At 51.5% G+C, this 18,144-nt stretch carries 13 protein-coding genes and 1 pseudogene; 6 read left to right on the top strand and 8 right to left on the bottom strand.

What is annotated here, in order from left to right:
• Positions 1–51: 51 nt before the first annotated feature.
• Genes lysS through OXN82_RS08600 form a run of 3 tightly spaced genes read left to right on the top strand, consistent with a single transcriptional unit; the run spans position 52 to position 3,259 of the window.
• A complete protein-coding gene (lysS, locus tag OXN82_RS08610) occupies positions 52–1,626 on the top strand; it encodes a lysine--tRNA ligase (RefSeq protein WP_321211412.1) in 1,575 nt (524 codons plus the stop codon).
• A 15-nt stretch (positions 1,627–1,641) separates the two neighbouring features.
• Complete coding sequence (locus OXN82_RS08605) at positions 1,642–2,151, top strand: UGSC family (seleno)protein (RefSeq protein ID WP_321211411.1); 510 nt, start codon at positions 1,642–1,644, stop codon at positions 2,149–2,151.
• A 4-nt stretch (positions 2,152–2,155) separates the two neighbouring features.
• Entirely contained in the window at positions 2,156–3,259 is a 1,104-nt protein-coding gene (locus tag OXN82_RS08600) for a hypothetical protein (protein WP_321211410.1), read from the top strand.
• Positions 3,260–3,546: 287 nt separating this feature from the next.
• Here OXN82_RS08600 and nrdD read toward each other — a convergent pair whose 3' ends face one another.
• From nrdD to OXN82_RS08580, 4 genes are all read right to left on the bottom strand, one after another.
• Entirely contained in the window at positions 3,547–5,862 is a 2,316-nt protein-coding gene (nrdD, locus tag OXN82_RS08595) for an anaerobic ribonucleoside-triphosphate reductase (RefSeq protein ID WP_321211409.1), read from the bottom strand.
• Positions 5,863–6,048: 186 nt separating this feature from the next.
• Complete coding sequence (locus OXN82_RS08590) at positions 6,049–6,951, bottom strand: hypothetical protein (protein ID WP_321211408.1); 903 nt, start codon at positions 6,949–6,951, stop codon at positions 6,049–6,051.
• Between the two features lie 105 nt (positions 6,952–7,056).
• Positions 7,057–8,406, bottom strand: a complete 1,350-nt coding sequence (purB, locus tag OXN82_RS08585) for an adenylosuccinate lyase (protein ID WP_321211407.1) — start codon at positions 8,404–8,406, stop codon at positions 7,057–7,059.
• Between the two features lie 11 nt (positions 8,407–8,417).
• The gene (locus tag OXN82_RS08580) at positions 8,418–8,576 is read right to left on the bottom strand and encodes a preprotein translocase subunit Sec61beta (protein WP_013294958.1); all 159 of its coding nucleotides are present in this window, start codon (positions 8,574–8,576) and stop codon (positions 8,418–8,420) included.
• Positions 8,577–8,699: 123 nt separating this feature from the next.
• On the opposite strand from OXN82_RS08580, the gene polC reads away from it, so the two are divergent.
• On the top strand, positions 8,700–11,978 hold the full coding sequence (gene polC / locus OXN82_RS08575) for a DNA polymerase II large subunit (RefSeq protein ID WP_321212182.1): 3,279 nt from the start codon (positions 8,700–8,702) through the stop codon (positions 11,976–11,978).
• Between the two features lie 6 nt (positions 11,979–11,984).
• Here the strand turns inward: polC and OXN82_RS08570 are convergent, their stop codons facing one another.
• Together OXN82_RS08570 and OXN82_RS08565 are read right to left on the bottom strand one after the other, a co-directional pair.
• On the bottom strand, positions 11,985–14,348 hold the full coding sequence (locus tag OXN82_RS08570; RefSeq protein ID WP_321211406.1) for a heavy metal translocating P-type ATPase: 2,364 nt from the start codon (positions 14,346–14,348) through the stop codon (positions 11,985–11,987).
• Positions 14,349–14,375: 27 nt separating this feature from the next.
• Complete coding sequence (locus OXN82_RS08565; protein ID WP_321211405.1) at positions 14,376–15,584, bottom strand: amidohydrolase family protein; 1,209 nt, start codon at positions 15,582–15,584, stop codon at positions 14,376–14,378.
• An 85-nt stretch (positions 15,585–15,669) separates the two neighbouring features.
• On the opposite strand from OXN82_RS08565, the pseudogene OXN82_RS08560 reads away from it, so the two are divergent.
• Together OXN82_RS08560 and OXN82_RS08555 are read left to right on the top strand one after the other, a co-directional pair.
• A pseudogene (locus OXN82_RS08560) lies at positions 15,670–15,858 on the top strand (class III signal peptide-containing protein); the annotation flags it as partial.
• Between the two features lie 227 nt (positions 15,859–16,085).
• Complete coding sequence (locus tag OXN82_RS08555; protein ID WP_321211404.1) at positions 16,086–16,436, top strand: DUF5518 domain-containing protein; 351 nt, start codon at positions 16,086–16,088, stop codon at positions 16,434–16,436.
• Positions 16,437–16,458: 22 nt separating this feature from the next.
• Here the strand turns inward: OXN82_RS08555 and OXN82_RS08550 are convergent, their stop codons facing one another.
• Positions 16,459–16,863, bottom strand: a complete 405-nt coding sequence (locus OXN82_RS08550) for a DUF126 domain-containing protein (RefSeq protein WP_321211403.1) — start codon at positions 16,861–16,863, stop codon at positions 16,459–16,461.
• A 19-nt stretch (positions 16,864–16,882) separates the two neighbouring features.
• Complete coding sequence (truD, locus tag OXN82_RS08545) at positions 16,883–18,130, bottom strand: tRNA pseudouridine(13) synthase TruD (protein ID WP_321211402.1); 1,248 nt, start codon at positions 18,128–18,130, stop codon at positions 16,883–16,885.
• Positions 18,131–18,144: the final 14 nt, after the last annotated feature.

Here is an 18,144-nt window from a genome sequence, read left to right as displayed (position 1 = left end):
ACACACTTTTTTACTGCACTGATTCTATCACGCTTTTTACAGGTGATCTTCTTGAAGCACTGGATTGAAAGGATAGCCGATAAACTTAAGGAGAGGGATGTTGATGAGCACGTTGTTGCAAGCGGAACATCCATATCAGGCTCGATACACATAGGAAACTCCTGCGACGTTTTCATAGCAAGCTCAATATCAAATTCACTTGAAAAGGATGGGTTCAGATCAAGTACCGTCTGGATAGCAGACGACCATGACCCCCTCAGAAAGGTCCCCTATCCCCTCCCCAAAAGTTACGAGAAGTACCTGGGAGTTCCCTACTCCATGATCCCCTGCCCTGAGGGCTGCTGCGAGAGCTTCGTGGAACACTTCCAGAAACCCTTCCTGGACGCCCTTGAAAGGTTCAGGATAAGGGTCGAGCACCACTCAGGGGCCCGGATGTACACCGAAGGGGTCTACAACGACTACATAAGAACCTCCCTGAGGAGGGCCGGTGAGATAAGGGAGATATTCAACAGGTTCAGGGAAAGGCCCCTGAGGGATGACTGGCTCCCCTACAACCCCATCTGTGAGAGGTGCGGCCGTGTGAACACCACAGAGGCATATGATTTCAGCGGGGACACCGTGAGGTACCGCTGTGAATGTGGATTCGATGGGGAGATGGACATAAAGTCAGGGCTGGGTAAACTCACCTGGAGGGTTGAGTGGGCCGCGAGATGGAAGATCCTCGGTGTCACCTGCGAACCCTTCGGTAAGGACCATGCCGCAAGCGGCGGCTCATATGACGTGAGCAGCATAATCTCAGAGGAGATATTCGATTACCCGGCCCCCTACCCCGTCCCCTATGAGTGGATAACCCTCAGGGGGGAGGCCATGTCCAAGTCAAGGGGTGTATTCTTCACACCAGGCCAGTGGCTTGAGATAGGACCCCCCGAGAGTCTCAATTACTTCATATTCCGGAGTAAGCCCATGAAACACAAGGACTTCAACCCGGATATGCCATTCCTTGACCTCATGGACCAGTTCGACAGGACAGAGAGGATCTACTATGGTATGGAGGAGGCTGCCTCAGAGAAGGAGGAGCAGAAACTCAAGAGGATCTACCGGGTCTCAATGATAGATGGCCCGGATCTCCCGTTGAGGCCATCCTACCGCTTCATGACCGTGGCCTACCAGATCGCGGGGGAAGACCTTGAAAGGCTCTACGGTATCCTCAAAAGGAACTCACAGCTTCCAGATGAGTTCATGGATAAGGAACTCAGGGATTTAACAGGCAAACAGTTAACCCAGCTGAGGGAACGGGTTGAAAATGTTAAAAACTGGCTCAAACTCTATGCCCCGGACTTCGTGAAGTTCCATGTCCAGGACGAACTCCCGCCTGTTGAACTCTCAGAGCCCCAGAGGAAGTTCCTTGAGGAACTTGCAGGCGTCCTTGAGGCAGGGGATATGAGCCCGGAGGAGCTTCACGACGAAATGTACAGTATACTGAGGAAGCATGGCCTAAAACCCCAGAAGGCATTCCAGGCCATATATAAGGTCCTGATAGGTAAGAAGATGGGCCCAAGGGCCGCATCATTCCTTCTTTCACTTGAAAGGGACTTCGTGGTAAAAAGGCTCCGCTTAAAGGCTTGACAGTATGGTGGTCAGATGAAGGTGAAAATCATTGAAAGGGAGGTTATGGACCCCCTGGCAGACACCAGCATGGATGAGATCCCTGTTAACAGTATAGGTGATGCTGAAACCATATCACTCCTTGACAACACAAAGCCCGGCGCCGATATCATCCTCAGAACTGTGGAATCAGAGCTCACCGGCTTCAACTTCATCTGGTCAGAGAAACCTGCGGGTGCCCCTGCAGAGGCTGAGCAGATAGATAGGGCCGCCAGGGGTGACCTCTGCATCCTTGCCCTGGGTGACTGTGGCTCCTGCACCACATGGGTGATCCTTGACGCCATCCGTCTGGAGGGTATGGGCGTCCCCACCATCTCCATCTGCTCAGACCGCTTCAGTGGATACGCCAGGAGGCTGGCATCAGCCCACGGCATGCCCGGTCTTCGAATAGTTGAGGTGGAACATCCCATAGCAGGTCTGGAACCCGGAGCTGTAAGGAGAAAGGCTGAGAAAATAATACCATCCCTACTGGACCATCTGAGGTGATAGATTGGTTAAAATCGATAAATCATGCGGATGCCTCATAGAGGACCTCCTGGAGGATGAAAGACTGTGCAGCTCATCCCCCGAGGATATGAAGGTCATGGTCGACCCTGACCCCGATAGGATCAGCCTGGAGTTCTATGAGAAGAGGATGACCGATGGACTCCCCATCATACCGCCCACAGAGGCCCGTGTCAGGAAATTCTACAGATACACCCCCAGGAAACCAGAGGACGTTATAGCCACACTCCCCCCAAGGATGGGTATCGCCACCGTTGAGAAGGTGGCAGTGAATGCGGTGATGGCCGGCTGCATACCCCCAATGATGCCGCTCATAGAGGCATGCATAGAGGGTATCGGACGGGACGAATTCAACCTTGCAGGTATAAACGCCACAACACACCCCGTGGCGGTTGCGGTCCTGGTCAACGGCCCCGCTGCAGAGGAACTCGGCTTCAACTCAGGTGTGGGGTGCCTTGGGCCCGGCAACCTTGCCTGTGCCACCCTTGGACGTGCCCTGAGGCTATCCCTCATCAACATTGCAGGTGCGGTGCCCGGGGTGGGTGACCATGCAACAATGGGTTCACCTGCAAAGTACAGCTACTGCTTCGCAGAGAATGAAGATGAAAGCCCCTGGGAGCCCCTACACGTCGAGAGGGGTTTCGGCGCTGACGAGAGCACGGTGACCGTGATTGGAGTTGAGGCGCCGCACAATGTGAATGACCACAGGAGCAGGACCCCCGAGGACCTCCTTGACACCATCGTGCACACCGCATCGACGGCCGGCTGCAACAACAGCCACGTTCCAGGGGAGCTACTGGTTATAATGAGCCCTGAGCATGCAGAGACCGTTGCATCCCATGGATGGTCCAGGGAGGATGTTAAAAATTATATACATGAAAATACAACCGTGGAAGCCCGCCTGGCAGACCGTGGGGGAAGGAAGCTGGATGAGGACCTCATAACCGATGGTATGGTCCATATAACTAGAGGTCCCGAAGATGTAATCCTCGTGGTTGCCGGTGGACCCGGAAGACACACCATGATAGCCCACGGTTTTGGAGGATCATCAGAGTCCCAGACGGTGCCTGTGAGGTTCAGTGGGGATTAACTGGTACAATTTCAGGACAGGACCTCCATTCTACTTACTTTTCTGCATTTAAACCAGCAGTTCCTATGGGAATTGGTGTTTCCATTCTGCTCCATCAAATACTCAGAAGGGAGAACCATACTTCATCACAGATATCAGAACACTGGAAAACTCCAGTACCAGCTTCAGGAACAGCTTTTAGGTGCTTGATTAAAAAAGAGAGCCTTCAAAGTTGCAAGAAAATCAATTAAAAGAAAAAATACAGACATAGAAATACATTTCTGGATAGAGAACTGAGCAAGTTAGGCTCAGATGTTTATTCTCCTTCTATCCAGAAGTTCCTGCTGTTTACCCCTGTTCCAGCCGCCGCTTGAGGATTTGGCCCTTCCGACCTGCTGCACGTAACCTGTGATCCGGTCATACCATTCAACATCATCCCTTTCACCGCAGCGGGCGCAGGAATCCTGAAGCCCCCTCATGAGGGTCTTGCACCTGAGACAGAAACTCAGGGCGTTACTGTAGGCCCAGAATCCTATGTCACTACTCCTGCAGATTTTCCTTGTGAGGCCCTCAAGGGCAGCTGGGTCGGGTTTTGCCTCGCCGAGCCAGGCATTGAATATGTGACCTCCCGGTGTGAGGGGGTGGTACTTCTCCTCGATCTTTATCTTCTGTACAATATCCACCTCTGCATTCACGGGGGTGTGGCTTGAATTGGTGTAATAGTACGCACCACTTGTGCCCTGGAGCACCGCCTCCTCAGGGTAGTGCTCATGGTCCAGCATCGCGAATCTGTGGGCAGTGGACTCAGCAGGTGTCTGGAGCACGCTCCACCTCCAGCCTGTCTCCTTCTTGAGTTCAGCTGCGCGTTCATTTATGTGCTCCACAACCCTTAGGCCGAACCTGTTCGATTCAGGGTTCTCTATACCGGAGCCTAGGTGGTACTCCAGCATCTCATTGAGTCCTGTGAATCCAAAGCTCATTGTGGCATTCTCTATCCTGTAGTAGCGCTCACCATCTATCTCCTGGGAGAGGAATGGTAGAAGATGGTAATCATCCAGACAGTGGAGTGCCTGTTCCCTCCTTATCTTCAGAACCTCCACCGCCATGTCAATGTACTCATCAAGGTACTCGAAGAGTTCATCGTCATCCCTGGACTGGTATGCCACCCTTGGGAGGTTCAGGGTTATGTAGGCAAGGTTACCTGTCCTGAGGCAGTCCTCCTCCCAGTTACCTGTCCAGTTATCTGCAAGGCTTGTCCTGCAGCCCATGTAGTTGGCCATCTCGCCCCTGTAATCTGCTAGCATGTTTATGAAGTAGGCTGTCCCGTACTTGGATGCCAGTTCATGTACCAGTCCAAGTTCCTCATGGAATTCACCCTTCAGTGTCTCCCGCCTTATGGTGTAGATGGTATTGGGGAAGAGGTGGGGTTTGCCGTCTGCGTCCCCCTCAAGGAGGACCTCTGTGAACGCCCTTGTCAGTAGCCTCGCCTCCTCTGTGAAGTCACCGTACACACCCACGTGCTCACCCCTGGGTCCGTAGGCCGGTTCGTCCTCAAGGAACTCAGGGACCCCGAACTCAAGATTTATACTTGTGAATGGCACCTGGCTGCCCCTTGCAGCGTATGCCATGTTGAGGTTGAATATGAACATCTGGACCGCCTGTTTGATCTTCTCATAGGGAAGTCCAGAGGCGAATGGTGCCACGAAGACGTTCCAGAGGCTCATTGCCTGGCCACCTGACATGTTCTGCTGGGATGCCAGCATTATCTCCCCTGCATGGTTCATGAGTGTCTCCAGGTGCTTTGGTGGTCCTGCCACAGATGTATGGTCACCTGTACCGTCAACCCGGAGGCCGTGCCTTATGAAGAGCCTGAGGTCATGCTGTAGACAGTTAAGTGGCCTTGCAGCGAAGAATTCAAGGTCATGTATGTGTATGTCCCCTGACATGTGGGCGTCTGCAAGCCTGGATGGAAGTATGTGGAGGAGTGCGTACTGCTTGAGGGCCTCGTCAGCCACATACTTGTGCACGGTCTCTGGATTGTGGATCATGTTGGCGTTGTCCCTGGAACCATTCTCTATGAGGTTTGTTATGTTGTAGACAGGGATACCGAGACGTGTGTACCTCCTTCGGAGGGTTTCAAGGCCGTGTTCTATGAGTTTGGTGTTCACGACCTCCCTTATCATTGGGGCTGTGAGGTACTCTACGTTGAGTTTCTTGAGTTCCCTCCAGACATCAGATGCGATTTCCCTTGCAACTTCCTCAGAGGCCCCGGCCTCCCTTACAAGGTTGTCCTCAATCTTTTTCTGGTCGAATGTCTCTATCCTGTCCCTGGATGTTCTCACCCTCATTCTGTTGGCTGCAAGATACCTGTCTGCCAGTTCCTCATCAACCTTCTTGAGGGCATCATAAACCAGGATCTTTATCTCCTTTGTGGTTATTCCATTGTAGACTGACCTTGCAACCTCTGAGGCCACATTTTCGGAGGTCCATAGGCTGGCCCCCAGGTTCAGGAGGGATTTTACAAGTTTTTCATGGCTGAATTTTTCCCTTATGCCATTATTTTTCAGTACGCATGTTTCTGCCTTTGTTGGTACGGCAGCCAGAAGACGTGAATCATCAATCACAGGATCACCATATAGCTCCTTTTGAAGTAATCAGATGGTTAGTTATTATGTTTCTCATCATATAAAAAAAGAGTGTCAATTAGGGCTAAAAAAAATGGCCTTTACGGGCATCGAATACTCTAAGGTATTCAATTCAGTATTAAAGCCTTGAAACTGTTCGTATAAAAGAAAAAGAAAGGGCTGTTCCTACTCCATTCTTATCTGCACGGCCCCGATCCTGGGTGCCAGGACATTGTAGAACAGTGCTGTCAGTGCATAGGCTATGAAGGCATACAGGAATGCCCCGATGGTTACAATCACCAGTAAAATTAACCCTGTGGTGTAGTCTCCCCCTATGGCTGAAACTATGAATGTTATGATCCCTATGATGAGGCCTATAACTGCAGAAATTGACCCTGTTATGAGTCCAAGTGGTATGGCCTCTATCCTGTCTATGCTCATAAAGCCATCGCCGGTCTCTGTGAGTTTCAGTTTTATCGCTGTGATCTTCCCTGAGAGGAAGTTGTAGAGGAGGAGTACAATGGCTGTTCCTATGAAGGCAACTATGAAGGTCATTATGGGTGTTATGATGATGTTGACTACAGTGCCGAGTGCCGTTGCAGAGCCGACCGCGGCCATGCTCGCTGCTGCTGATGGTTCAACCGTCCTTGCAATGCTGACGATTACGTTGAAGAATACCCACTGAAGGGGGGCTACGAGGAGCTGGTATATGAATGCGAGGACGGCGCTGACAGCTGAGAGTATGAGGGCTGTATTCACGATGTCAAATGATTCTATCTGCTCCATGTCAATGAAGCTGAGCCTGATACCACCCAGGCGAGGTGTGAGGCCGTTGTAAATGAATGCCCTCAGGAATGACTCTACTATGCCAAGCAGAAACGCTCCAACAGGCAAAACAACCAGTCCAACAACTGATATCCCAGTGATTAACCCCTTCAGTACCTTCATTTCAGCTGGAAGTGCTGACCCTATTGCACCGGCGAAGATCAGGATCAGGAGGGCGAATATGAATGCCCACACCGCCCCTATCGATGAGTTCATAATGGTATAGGGGACAACCCTTACAGATTTTATTTCCCTTGGCTGCATATTGTATCACCTGAATTAATTATGTGGTTGAGGAACATATAAAACTTATGAAAAGTTTATTCCCCTTTATTAACCACTTTCATGGGCCTGTAGTCCCTACATGGCTCAGAACCAGTTCTCTGACTCCTCAAGGACCCTCTGGACGATCCTTGAGGCTGAACCGGTGTAGGTTTCAGGGTTCATTATCTCCTCAAGGTCATCCTCTGTAAGGTGCTCCATGATATCCTGCCTTTCAAGGACCACGTCCTTTAGGTTCATTCCCTTCCGGTTTGCCTCGATGGCACATTGGCGTACAGCGGCGTATGCTGTCTGCCTACCCATCCCCCTCCTTGTGAGCTCCGCCATGAGCCTCTCAGCCATTATAAGACCACCTGTGAGCTCAAGGTTTCTTCTTATGTTTTCAGGGTAGAACACCAGGTTATTGAGCACGTCAAGTGTCAGTTTAAGTATGTAATCGGTGAGTATGCAGGCCTCAGGGAGGATTATCCTCTCAGAGGACGAATTCGTGAGGTCCCTTTCATGCCAGAGGGGGTTGTTCTCGAGTGCAGCCACAACGTAGGATCTTATAACTCTTGCTATACCGCAGATCCTCTCAGCTGTTATGGGGTTCATCTTATGGGGCATTGTGCTGCTTCCGACCTGCTTCTCAGGGTCGAATTTTTCACCCACTTCCATTATCTCCGTCCGCTGGAGGTTCCTTATCTCCAGGGCTATCTTATCAAGGGTTGTGGCTATGTTTGCAAGGACCATCATGAACTCTGCATGGTTGTCCCTCTGGACAACCTGGTTGGATATGAGGACCGGTTCAAGTCCAAGGATCTCAGATACCCTCTCATGGACCTCGAGGCCATCCTCGCCCAGGGCGGCTGTTGTACCAACGGCACCAGTCATCATGCCCACGCAGAGCCTTTTTCTGCAGGCGTCAAGTCTCTCAATCTGTCTGTGTATCTCATCTGCCCACAGGGCGAATTTCATGCCATAGGTTGTTGGGAGGGCATGCTGGCCGTGGGTTCTCCCCATGCACACCAGTTCCCTGTTCTCATCTGCCAGTTTCAGGAGTACCCTTAAAACCTCAACCAGTTTATCCCTCAGAACATCTATGGATTCCCTCAGGAGGAGGGAGTTGGAGGTGTCAACAATGTCATTGGATGTTGCACCGAAGTGCACATATTCACCTGCATCCCCCTCGCACTGCTCTGCCAGGGCCTTCACAATGGATGCTATGTCGTGTTTTGTCTCCCTTTCGATTTCGTTAACCCTTTCAGGAGTAACAAAAGCTGTGCTGGCCTTCCTTGCGATCTCGGCTGCAGCCTCCTCTGGTATGATACCCAGTTCACCCTCTGCCCTTGCAAGGGCGGCCTCCACATCGAGCATTCGCTGGAGTTTGTTTTCGGCCTCCCAGATAGCCTTCATTTCAGGGGTCCCGTACCTGAACTCAACAGGATGAATGGCCATTTTAACACTCCTCAACCAGAGAACCTGAGCACAAGGCAGAATACCGCCAGTATTATGCTCATCACGACGACCTGTTCAGGTGTGAGTTTCGGTCCCTTCGTTTCCTCTTCAAAGTACCTTACAAGACCTGCTCCACTTGGTGGAAGTGTCTTTTTATCCTTCTTTGCCATGAAAAATCACCATGAGTATCGATAGATAATCTATTATATCTCTGACAGTACCATATAATATAAGTTTAAGTTTACAGTCGGAGAACAAGGAGGAACTGCACCCCTGTGGATGCGTGATTGACCATGATTGATTACTTCAATGAGCTTGAAAGGGAGACTGAACGCCTCTATGAAATTGCAGGAAAAGCCAGGGCTAGGGGCCTTGATGTTAGCACAAAGCCTGAGATACCCCTGGCCAAGGACCTTGCTGAACGTGTTGAGGGGCTCGTGGGTCCTGAAGGTATAGCTGAGAGGATAAAGGAACTTGAAAGGGACAGGGGACGTGAAGAGGTTGCGTTCCAGATAGCTGCAGAGATAGCATCCCAGCCCGTCCCTGATGATGACCCTGCTGAAAGGGAGAGGCTTGCAGATCAGGCCCTCAGAACCGCCCTTGCAATACTGACAGAGGGTGTGGTGGCGGCCCCCCTTGAGGGTATAGCTAAGGTCAGGATAAAGGAGAACTTCGACCGTTCAAGGTACCTCGCAGTCTACTTTGCAGGACCCATAAGGAGTGCCGGGGGTACCGCAGCAGCCCTTTCAGTCCTCATAGCCGATTACATACGCCTCGCCATAAACCTTGACAGGTACAAACCCATCGATAGGGAGATAGAGAGATACGTGGAGGAGGTTGAACTCTACGAATCAGAGGTTACAAACCTCCAGTACAGCCCCAAACCAGATGAGGTGCGCCTTGCAGCCAGCAACATCCCTGTGGAGGTTACAGGAGAGCCAACAGACAAGGTGGAGGTATCCCACAGGGATCTTGAGAGGGTTGAGACAAACAACATACGTGGCGGGGCCCTCCTCGCCATGGTTGAGGGGGTCATACAGAAGGCCCCAAAGGTACTCAAATATGCCAGGCAGTTAAAACTTGAGGGCTGGGACTGGCTTGAAAAGTTCTCAAAGGCCCCCAAGAAGGATGAAGGTGAAGATAAGGTTGTTGTGAAGGCCGACAGCAAATACGTGGAGGATATAATTGGCGGCAGGCCCGTTCTGGCTTACCCCTCAAGGAAGGGGGCATTCAGGTTAAGGTATGGGAGATCACGGAACACCGGGCTTGCAGCCATGGGGGTTCACCCCGCCACCATGGAGCTGCTGGAGTTTCTGGCGGTGGGGACCCAGATGAAAATTGAAAGGCCAGGTAAGGGAAACTGCGTTGTCCCGGTTGACACAATAGAGGGCCCCATAGTTAAACTCAGGAACGGCGACGTCATCAGGGTTGAGGATGTTGAGACCGCCAGGCGGGTGCGACCCGAGGTTGAGGAGATACTCTTCCTGGGGGACATGCTGGTTGCCTTCGGGGAGTTCCTCAGGAACAACCACGTCCTCATGCCCGCAGCCTGGTGCGAGGAGTGGTGGATCCAGACCCTGCTCTCATCAGAGGATTACCCTGAGAGCGACCCCCTGAACCTCACCCACCACAGATACAGCTGGAATGACCTCAGGGTTGGGGCTGAGGAGGCCTTCAGGATTTCAGAGGAGTACGGTGTGCCCCTCCATCCACGCTACACCTACTTCTACCATGACGTGACTGTTGAGGAACTCAACAGGCTCAGGGAATGGTTAAACACCGGCAGATTAGAGGATGAACTGGTCCTGGACCTTAAACCAGAGAAGCGAATACTGGAGATCCTTGGTGTGCCCCACAGGCAGAAGAATGCAGGGGTTATCATTGGATACGATGACGCCTTCACACTCCTCAACACCCTCAGAAGACCCCTTGAAGATTCAGATGACACTCTGGAGGCCCTTAACATGGTTTCAGGTGTCAGGATAATGAAGAAGGCCCCCACCTACATAGGTACACGTGTTGGTCGGCCAGAGAAGACCAAGGAACGCAAGATGAGGCCCGCGCCCCATGTGCTCTTCCCAATAGGAAAGTATGGTGGAAGCCGGCGTAACATACCTGATGCAGCAAAGAGGGGCTCCATTGTGGTTGAGGTGGGGAGGGCCACCTGTCCATCATGCAGGGTCAGTTCAATGCAGTCCATATGCCCCAGCTGTGGTTCAAGGACAGTGATAGGTGAACCCGGAAAGAGGAAGATAAACCTTGCATCCCTCCTTAAAAGGGCAGGTGAAAATGTATCTGTCCGTAAAATGGATGAGATAAAGGGGGTTGAGGGGATGATATCCGCCGATAAATTCCCTGAGCCCCTTGAGAAGGGCATACTGAGGGCCAAGAACGACGTATACACATTCAAGGATGCGACAATCCGCCATGACTCCACCGATCTTCCCCTCACACACTTCACCCCCAGGGAGGTTGGCGTACCTGTCGGTAAACTGCGTGAACTCGGATACACCCACGACTGCTACGGGGAGGAACTTGAGAGGGAGGACCAGATACTTGAACTCAAGGTCCAGGACGTGGTCATATCAGAGAACTGCGCTGATTACCTTGTAAGGGTCGCGGGTTTCGTTGATGACCTCCTTGAAAGGTTCTATGGCCTTGAAAGTTTCTACAACGTTAAAACAAGGGATGACCTTGTGGGGCACTTAATAGCTGGTCTCGCCCCCCATACATCTGCTGCTGTTCTTGGAAGGATTATAGGATTCACAGAGGCCTCTGCATGCTACGCCCACCCCTACTTCCACTCAGCCAAGAGGAGGAACTGTGACAGCGACGAGGACTCGGTCATGCTCCTCCTGGACGCCCTCCTCAACTTCTCAAAGTCCTACCTCCCAAGCACCCGTGGGGGTAGCATGGATGCCCCCCTCGTTCTCTCAACAAGGATAGACCCCGAGGAGATCGATGATGAATCCCACAACATAGATGCAATGGACATGATACCCCTTGAGGTCTATGAGAAAAGTTTTGAGCATGCTAAACCGACAGATGTGCTTGATGTTATAGATAACGTTGAAAAGCGCCTCGGAAAGCCTGAACAGTACAGTGGACTCATGTTCTCCCATAACACCTCCAGCATACACGCAGGTCCCAAGGTGTGCCTCTACAAGTTACTCCCCACCATGAAGGAGAAGGTGGAATCCCAGATAAGCCTAGCAGAGAAGATAAGGGCCGTGGACCAGAGGGCTGTGGTTGAGGGTGTTCTCATGTCCCACTTCCTCCCTGATATGATGGGTAACATCAGGGCATTCTCAAGGCAGAAGGTGAGGTGCACCAAGTGTAACCGCAAGTACCGCCGCATACCCCTCAGCGGGGAGTGCCGGTGCGGTGGTAACCTCGTCCTCACTGTCTCAAAGGGCTCGGTTATAAAGTACCTTGAAATATCAAAGAACCTCGCATCAAGGTACCCCATAGACCCCTACCTCATGCAGAGGATAGAGATACTGGAGTACGGTGTGAACTCCCTCTTTGAGAGTGACAGGTCAAAGCAGAGCTCCCTGGACGTATTCCTCTAATTTCTTTTAAAGCTCCCGCAACCTTCTTGCAGGTGGGGTGTACCCCCTGAGTGAAAGTGAAAGTGAAACCACGGTGACTGAGCTGAGGGCCATTGCAAGGCCGGCATACTCTGGCCTGAACACCACCCCCAGAGGGTAAAGGGCGCCGGCAGCCACAGGTATGAGTATCACGTTGTAGGCGAAGGCCCAGAAGAGGTTCTGCTTTATCCTTGAGATGACCTTACCTGCAAGCTGAAGGGCGGCTGCGGTATCAAGCGGGTCATCACCAACAAGGACCACCTCACCGGCCTCCTTTGCAACATCTGTTCCCCCTCCCAGTGCAATCCCGAGATCTGCCTCTGAGAGGGCTGGGGCATCATTTATACCATCACCCACAAAGGCAACTCCCACACCACGTGATCTGAGCTCCGAGACCCTTGATGCCTTATCCTCAGGCAGGACCTCCGCGATAACGGTGCTGATTCCCACCTCCCGTGCCACCTTCTCAGCCGTCCTCCTGTTATCCCCGGTGATCATTGCCGTTCTGATCCCCATCCTTTCAAGTTCCCCTACAGCGGCTGCTGCGCCGGGTTTTATCCTGTCAGAGACCGCTATAACCCCCCTAAATTCTCCATCAACTGCAACCATGACCACTGTCTTCCCCTCTGACTCAAATTTCTCGGCATCTGCTGGAATCTCCACCCCGAATTCATCCATGAGGGCCCTGTTACCTGCAATCACATGTTGGGAGTTGATTTTACCCTCAAGGCCCTTTCCTGGAATGGCCCTGAACTCCTCAACCTCAGGTATCTCCAGACCCTCCCTCATGGCCCTCTCTGTTACCGCAACTGCGATGGGGTGCCTTGATCTGGCCTCAAGGGCAGCTGCATACCCCAGAGCGTCCCCAATGATGTCTGTGACCTCGGGTTTACCCTCTGTAAGTGTGCCTGTCTTATCAAAGAGTACGCAGGATATTCTACCTGCAACCTCAAGTGCCTCGCCCTTCTTTATGAGTATTCCAAGTTCAGCCCCCCTTCCTATGCCAACAGTCACCGCAGTTGGTGTTGCAAGTCCAAGGGCGCAGGGACAGGCCACAACGAGTACCGAGATCAGGACCGTGACCGATATTAAAAGACCGGCCCCCTCAACAAGGTACCAGAATAGAAATGCTGCCAGTGCAACCATGAGGACAGATGGTATGAAATAGGACACTGCCCTGTCGGCGATCCTCTGAACCGGTGGCTTTGATGCCTGGGCCTCATCAACCAGCCCTATGATCCTGGAAAGGAATGTCTCATCACCTGTTCGCTCAACCCTGAATCTCAGCGCCCCATCGGTGTTTATGGTCCCTGCGATAACCTCAGATCCCCTGGTTTTAAGTACAGGGAGCGGTTCCCCTGTGATCATGGATTCATCAACATATGATTCTCCATCCAGAACCCGGCCATCCGCGGGTATCCTGTCACCTGGCCTCACAACAACCTCGTCACCTTCAACCAGCTCATCAGCCCTGACCTCAACCTCCTCTCCATCCCTTAGGATGGTGGCGGTGTCGGGCTGGAGTTCCATGAGCCTCCTTATCGCCCCTGATGTCTTTCCCTTTGCCCTTGCCTCAAGGTACCTTCCAAGTGTGAGGAAGGATGCCAGCATCAGGGCTGTCTCATAGAACATGAAACTTGATGGGAGAACCCCCACCGTGCCAAGTAAACTTGAAAGGAAAGCCACCCCTATACCCATGGAGTACATAACATCCATGTCAAGTGTTCCTGATCTCAGGGACCGCATTGCACCCCGAAATATTGGTCCTGATACATATGCAAATGGTATCACAGAGACCAGGAGCATGAAGAGGCCCTCATTTACCGGTGGATGTATGCCAAGGTACATCATGGCCATGAGTGGCAGTGAAACACCAAACCCCACAGCTATTCTTCTCAACTTTGGGCCCTGGTCCTCATGAATCTCCCCATCACCCTCGGTTCCCATGAATTCATAGCCGAGGTCCTCAATGGTTCTTTTGAAATCCTCTGCTGATGCAAGGGATGGGTTGTAGGCTATGTATGCCTTTTCAGCTGCAAGGTTGACCGTTGCATCACTTACACCCTCGAGTTCCTTCAGGGCTGATTCTATCCTCTGTGCACACATTGCACAGCTCATACCCCCTATGAGAACAGTCAGGTGTTCATTGATGACGCTGTAACCCGCTTCTTCTATGGCGGCCTCCATTGATGGGAGCCCCACAGTTTCAGGGTCATATTCAACAGAGACCCTGCCCTCCACAAGGTTAACCACGGCATCAGATACTCCCTCAAGCTTTTTAAGTGAGTCCTCTATCTTGAGGGCGCATGCTGCGCACCCCATTCCACCTATCCTTATCGTTATCCTCTTCATCCAGGACACCTTCACAGTAAGCACATATCAGTCGTCAGGGGACCTGTAGATTACACCATTCCGTATAACCCACTGAATATTCCCCGGGTCTGAAAGTTTTTCAATCTCATCCACCGGATCGACGCCGGTTATAACAATATCCGCGATCTTACCCCTATCCAAAGTTCCTATACGGTCTTTCCAACCCATGCACTCTGCTGCATGCACAGTTCCAGCCCTCAATGCTTCAAGCGGCTCCATTCCGATTTCTGTGAGATAAGAGAGTTCCATGAGATTCATTCCATGTTCAATAACCCCTGAATCGGTTCCCATGACCATCCTAACCCCCTTTTCATGGGCTGTTTCCATGTTGTCCCTGTGGGCCCTGGCGACTTCAATGGCGTCCTTTCTGCTGTATTCCGGGAGTTCACCACGCATTGCCCTTCTGCAGTTAAGGCGGGTCACAAGGAATGTTGGTACAAGATAGACACCCCTTTCAGACATCTCAGCTGCTGTTCTTCCATCGATGTATGTACCATGTTCAACAGAATGCACACCCGCCCTCAGGGAGTTCCTTATCCCCTGGAGTCCATGTGCATGGACCATCACCCTTTTTCCTCTGAATGATGCCTCCTCCACCACCGCAGCAAGTTCCTTAACCGTGAACTGTGTATCCGATGGGGAGTCGGTGCTGCTCATGACACCCCCCGTTGCCATGACCTTCACGACATCTGCACCTGCCCTGAGGACCTCCCGGGTCTTCCTCCTCACCTCAGGAACACCATCACAGATACCCGAGGGAAGACCGGGGTATGTTCGCTCAATGTTCATTCCCGAGCGGGTGTGGAAGTCAAAGTGTCCTCCAGTCACCGATAGGGGTGTGACACTTATCTGCATGCGGGGTGACTGGATCAGGTGGGATTCAGAGGCCATTCTGACGCCCAGATCAGCCATTCCTGCATCCCTTACCGTTGTAACACCCGCATGGAGTGTTTTCCTCATGTTCTCAAGTGCCCTGTAAAAGTAGAGTGAGAGGGGATCCTCAAGTTTGCTCTCCACCCTGAATCCATCCTCCATGATATGCACATGGAGGTCTATGAAGCCCGGTAGAATGAATCTGTCTGAGGCGTCAACCACATCAACGCCTTTTACATGTCTCTCAACAGACGCTATTCTTCCATTTTCAACAAGAATGTATCTTCTCTCATGATCCCCTGATTCAAGGTCTAAAAGTTCCCCCTTTACCGCGAATCTCATTGGAACACCTGTTATAATAATATGAACCTCGAGAAAATTATATATTTTGATTGGAACTTATTAATATATGACAGGGTGTGATACTATGGGTCTTATCTCATTCCTTGTTGATGAAGAAGGGCAGGGTGCAGCCGAGTACATCCTCCTCTTTGGGGGTGTGATCGTTATTTCAATTGTGGCGATACTGATTTACAGGTCATACTTCCAGAGAAGCGCCCTGAACTCTGCACAGGATATTCAGGATGTCAGAAAAAATATTAATGGCTCAGATGCAGCTAAAAATGCCAGTGCAAATAATTCAACATCTCCTGGGCCTGTTCCTGAACCCATAGAACCACCGGGCAAACCCATAAAGCCACCAGTTGTTCCGCCTGTTGAACCCAACCCAACAATATAGGTGTGTTATATTGATTGAAGATGAAGCAGGAGAGTCATCATCAGAATACATCCTGCTATTGCTATTATATCGCTGCAAATTTAATTATCTGTGGGTGATCAGTAATGGAATTGAGATTCAGCTGGAAGGCAGTTGCTGCAGGCATATTACTAACGGCAGCCCTTGGACCCGTATTCAGATTTGTGATTCCATCATTCACAGGTATACTCTCAATAATCGTGGCGGCAGTGGTATGTGGTTACATTGCAGATAGTGAGTATCCAGGAGGTGCCCTCAATGGGGCCATCATGGGGGCCGCCGTGGGATTGATAAATATCCTGATTGTTTACCTTAAAACCGGGTCAATGAATGCGGCCATCCTCTCAATACTCATCTACGCCCTTGCAGGGGATGTGAGTCTCGGGATACTCGGCGGGGCTTCAGGTAGCGTCCTGAGATCCGCCATTGAATCATGATCCTGTATGGTGGGTGTAACCCCTAGACCCTGATTTTCCCCTCAACCGCGTCCACCTCAACCTCCAATGAATCTTCTAGCATTTGAAAAAGATCGGCCTCTGGCCTGTCAACCATGGGTATCCCTGCCATTATGGCCCCAGTGGCGATTATTGGCTCTGCATTTGAGCATATTATGGCCTCTGGTGCTGTACCATTCTTTGACATCTGGAATATGACATAGGATCCAACCGTTGAACCCTTACCACCAGGTATCACAAGGACCTTTCCGCTCATGCTTCTGCCGTGCAGGGGGTGCCGGGGGTCAATAACAGTACCTGTCCCTGGGTCAACACCGCCAAGGAAACTCAGGGGCTTATCTGAAATGATCACAGGACCCTTTCCCCTTCCCCTTGAAATGATTCTGCAGCTGATCTCCAAATTAACCATCTCCATAAGATCTAACACTTCATGCAACGTCCTTCTTCATTATCTCCCTTAAAACAGAGGTTGCATAGCATCCCTTCGGTATTGAAAACTCAACTTTGATTCCCTCAGGGTTACTGCTGGCCGAAACATCCCATATTCTGAACCTTATGGCCCTCCTCATGCCGTGACTCCCAAGCTTAGGGACCTCTATGGAGTTGAAGTCAGGGAGTGAAACACCCTCCTCCTCCAGTATCCTCCTCTCGATCTCACCGGGTTTTCCATCTGCCAGTGGCACCTTGCTACCGTAGAGTGGAGCTGTTGGGTGTGCCTCAAAGTTGATGATCATCTCCTCCACCTCCCCTGGATCCGGGTCATGGATTATGTGCTGCTCATTGTCTATTATGATGTCACCCTCAAGGTAGCTGTTTATGCCAAGAGCCGCCCTCTCACTGACCACCCTGTTGAATAGGTAGGACTGGTATGCATGGACGAACATCCTCTTGAGGGGCTTGGGGAGTGCATGCACTGCATTTATATAGGATTTTTCAGAGATTTCTCCCTTTCTGAGATCCCTGATGAGGACCCTGAGCATCATCCTCTCATACCTGAGGGAGGCCGGCATGAGTTCATATGCACCCTCAAGGTCCCCCATATCATATGCCCGTCTCGCCCGGGATACAAGCTCGGATTCCCCCTCAATTGGGTTTCCAATATAGGTGTCCACCGCACCCTTCACATCACCATGCACCAGTGCCCTGCCAACCAGGTGTGTGATTGCCCTGGGGCTTCCGAACCGCTGCCATCCATAGTAATTTGGAACACCCCTCTCCTGAAGCTCAGCCAGGGTCTCCCGGGTCTTCTCAAGGGGGTCATCAGCTTCAGGGCCCCTTATGAGAATCCTGAATCTGTTACCCCTTAGCTGGCCCATCCTGAGCTTTTTTTCATTGGATGTGACCTTCAGGAACCTGACATTCCTTATTCTATCCTCTATTCTCTTAACATCCCCGGGGTCTGTGTTGCTGACGCATATCCACTGCCTGGTGACCGCGTTCCTGTCCTTCATCCCTGCGAACCCCATTCTCCTCCTGTCCAGGTGGAGTTCCCTTGCAATGTCCAGAAGGACGTCCAGGGTTGTCCTGTCCTCCTTCTCCATCCATATCCAGGTGTTGGGTCCGCTTCCGCTTGGCTCCATGAGAGGTAATTCCTCAACCTGGAAGTCCCTGTTATGCACCCGGATCCTTCCACCGATCCCCTCTGTTGATGTGACGTAGGTTTCTGCGTTAAGCATGATTGTACCCCAAA

Origin of the sequence: Methanothermobacter sp. DP, from assembly GCF_026692625.1 — an archaeon.
Taxonomy (GTDB): Archaea; Methanobacteriota; Methanobacteria; order Methanobacteriales; family Methanothermobacteraceae; genus Methanothermobacter; species Methanothermobacter marburgensis.
The sequence above is the reverse complement of the archived record's forward strand: the minus strand, read 5'-3'. Positions and strand labels throughout refer to the sequence as shown.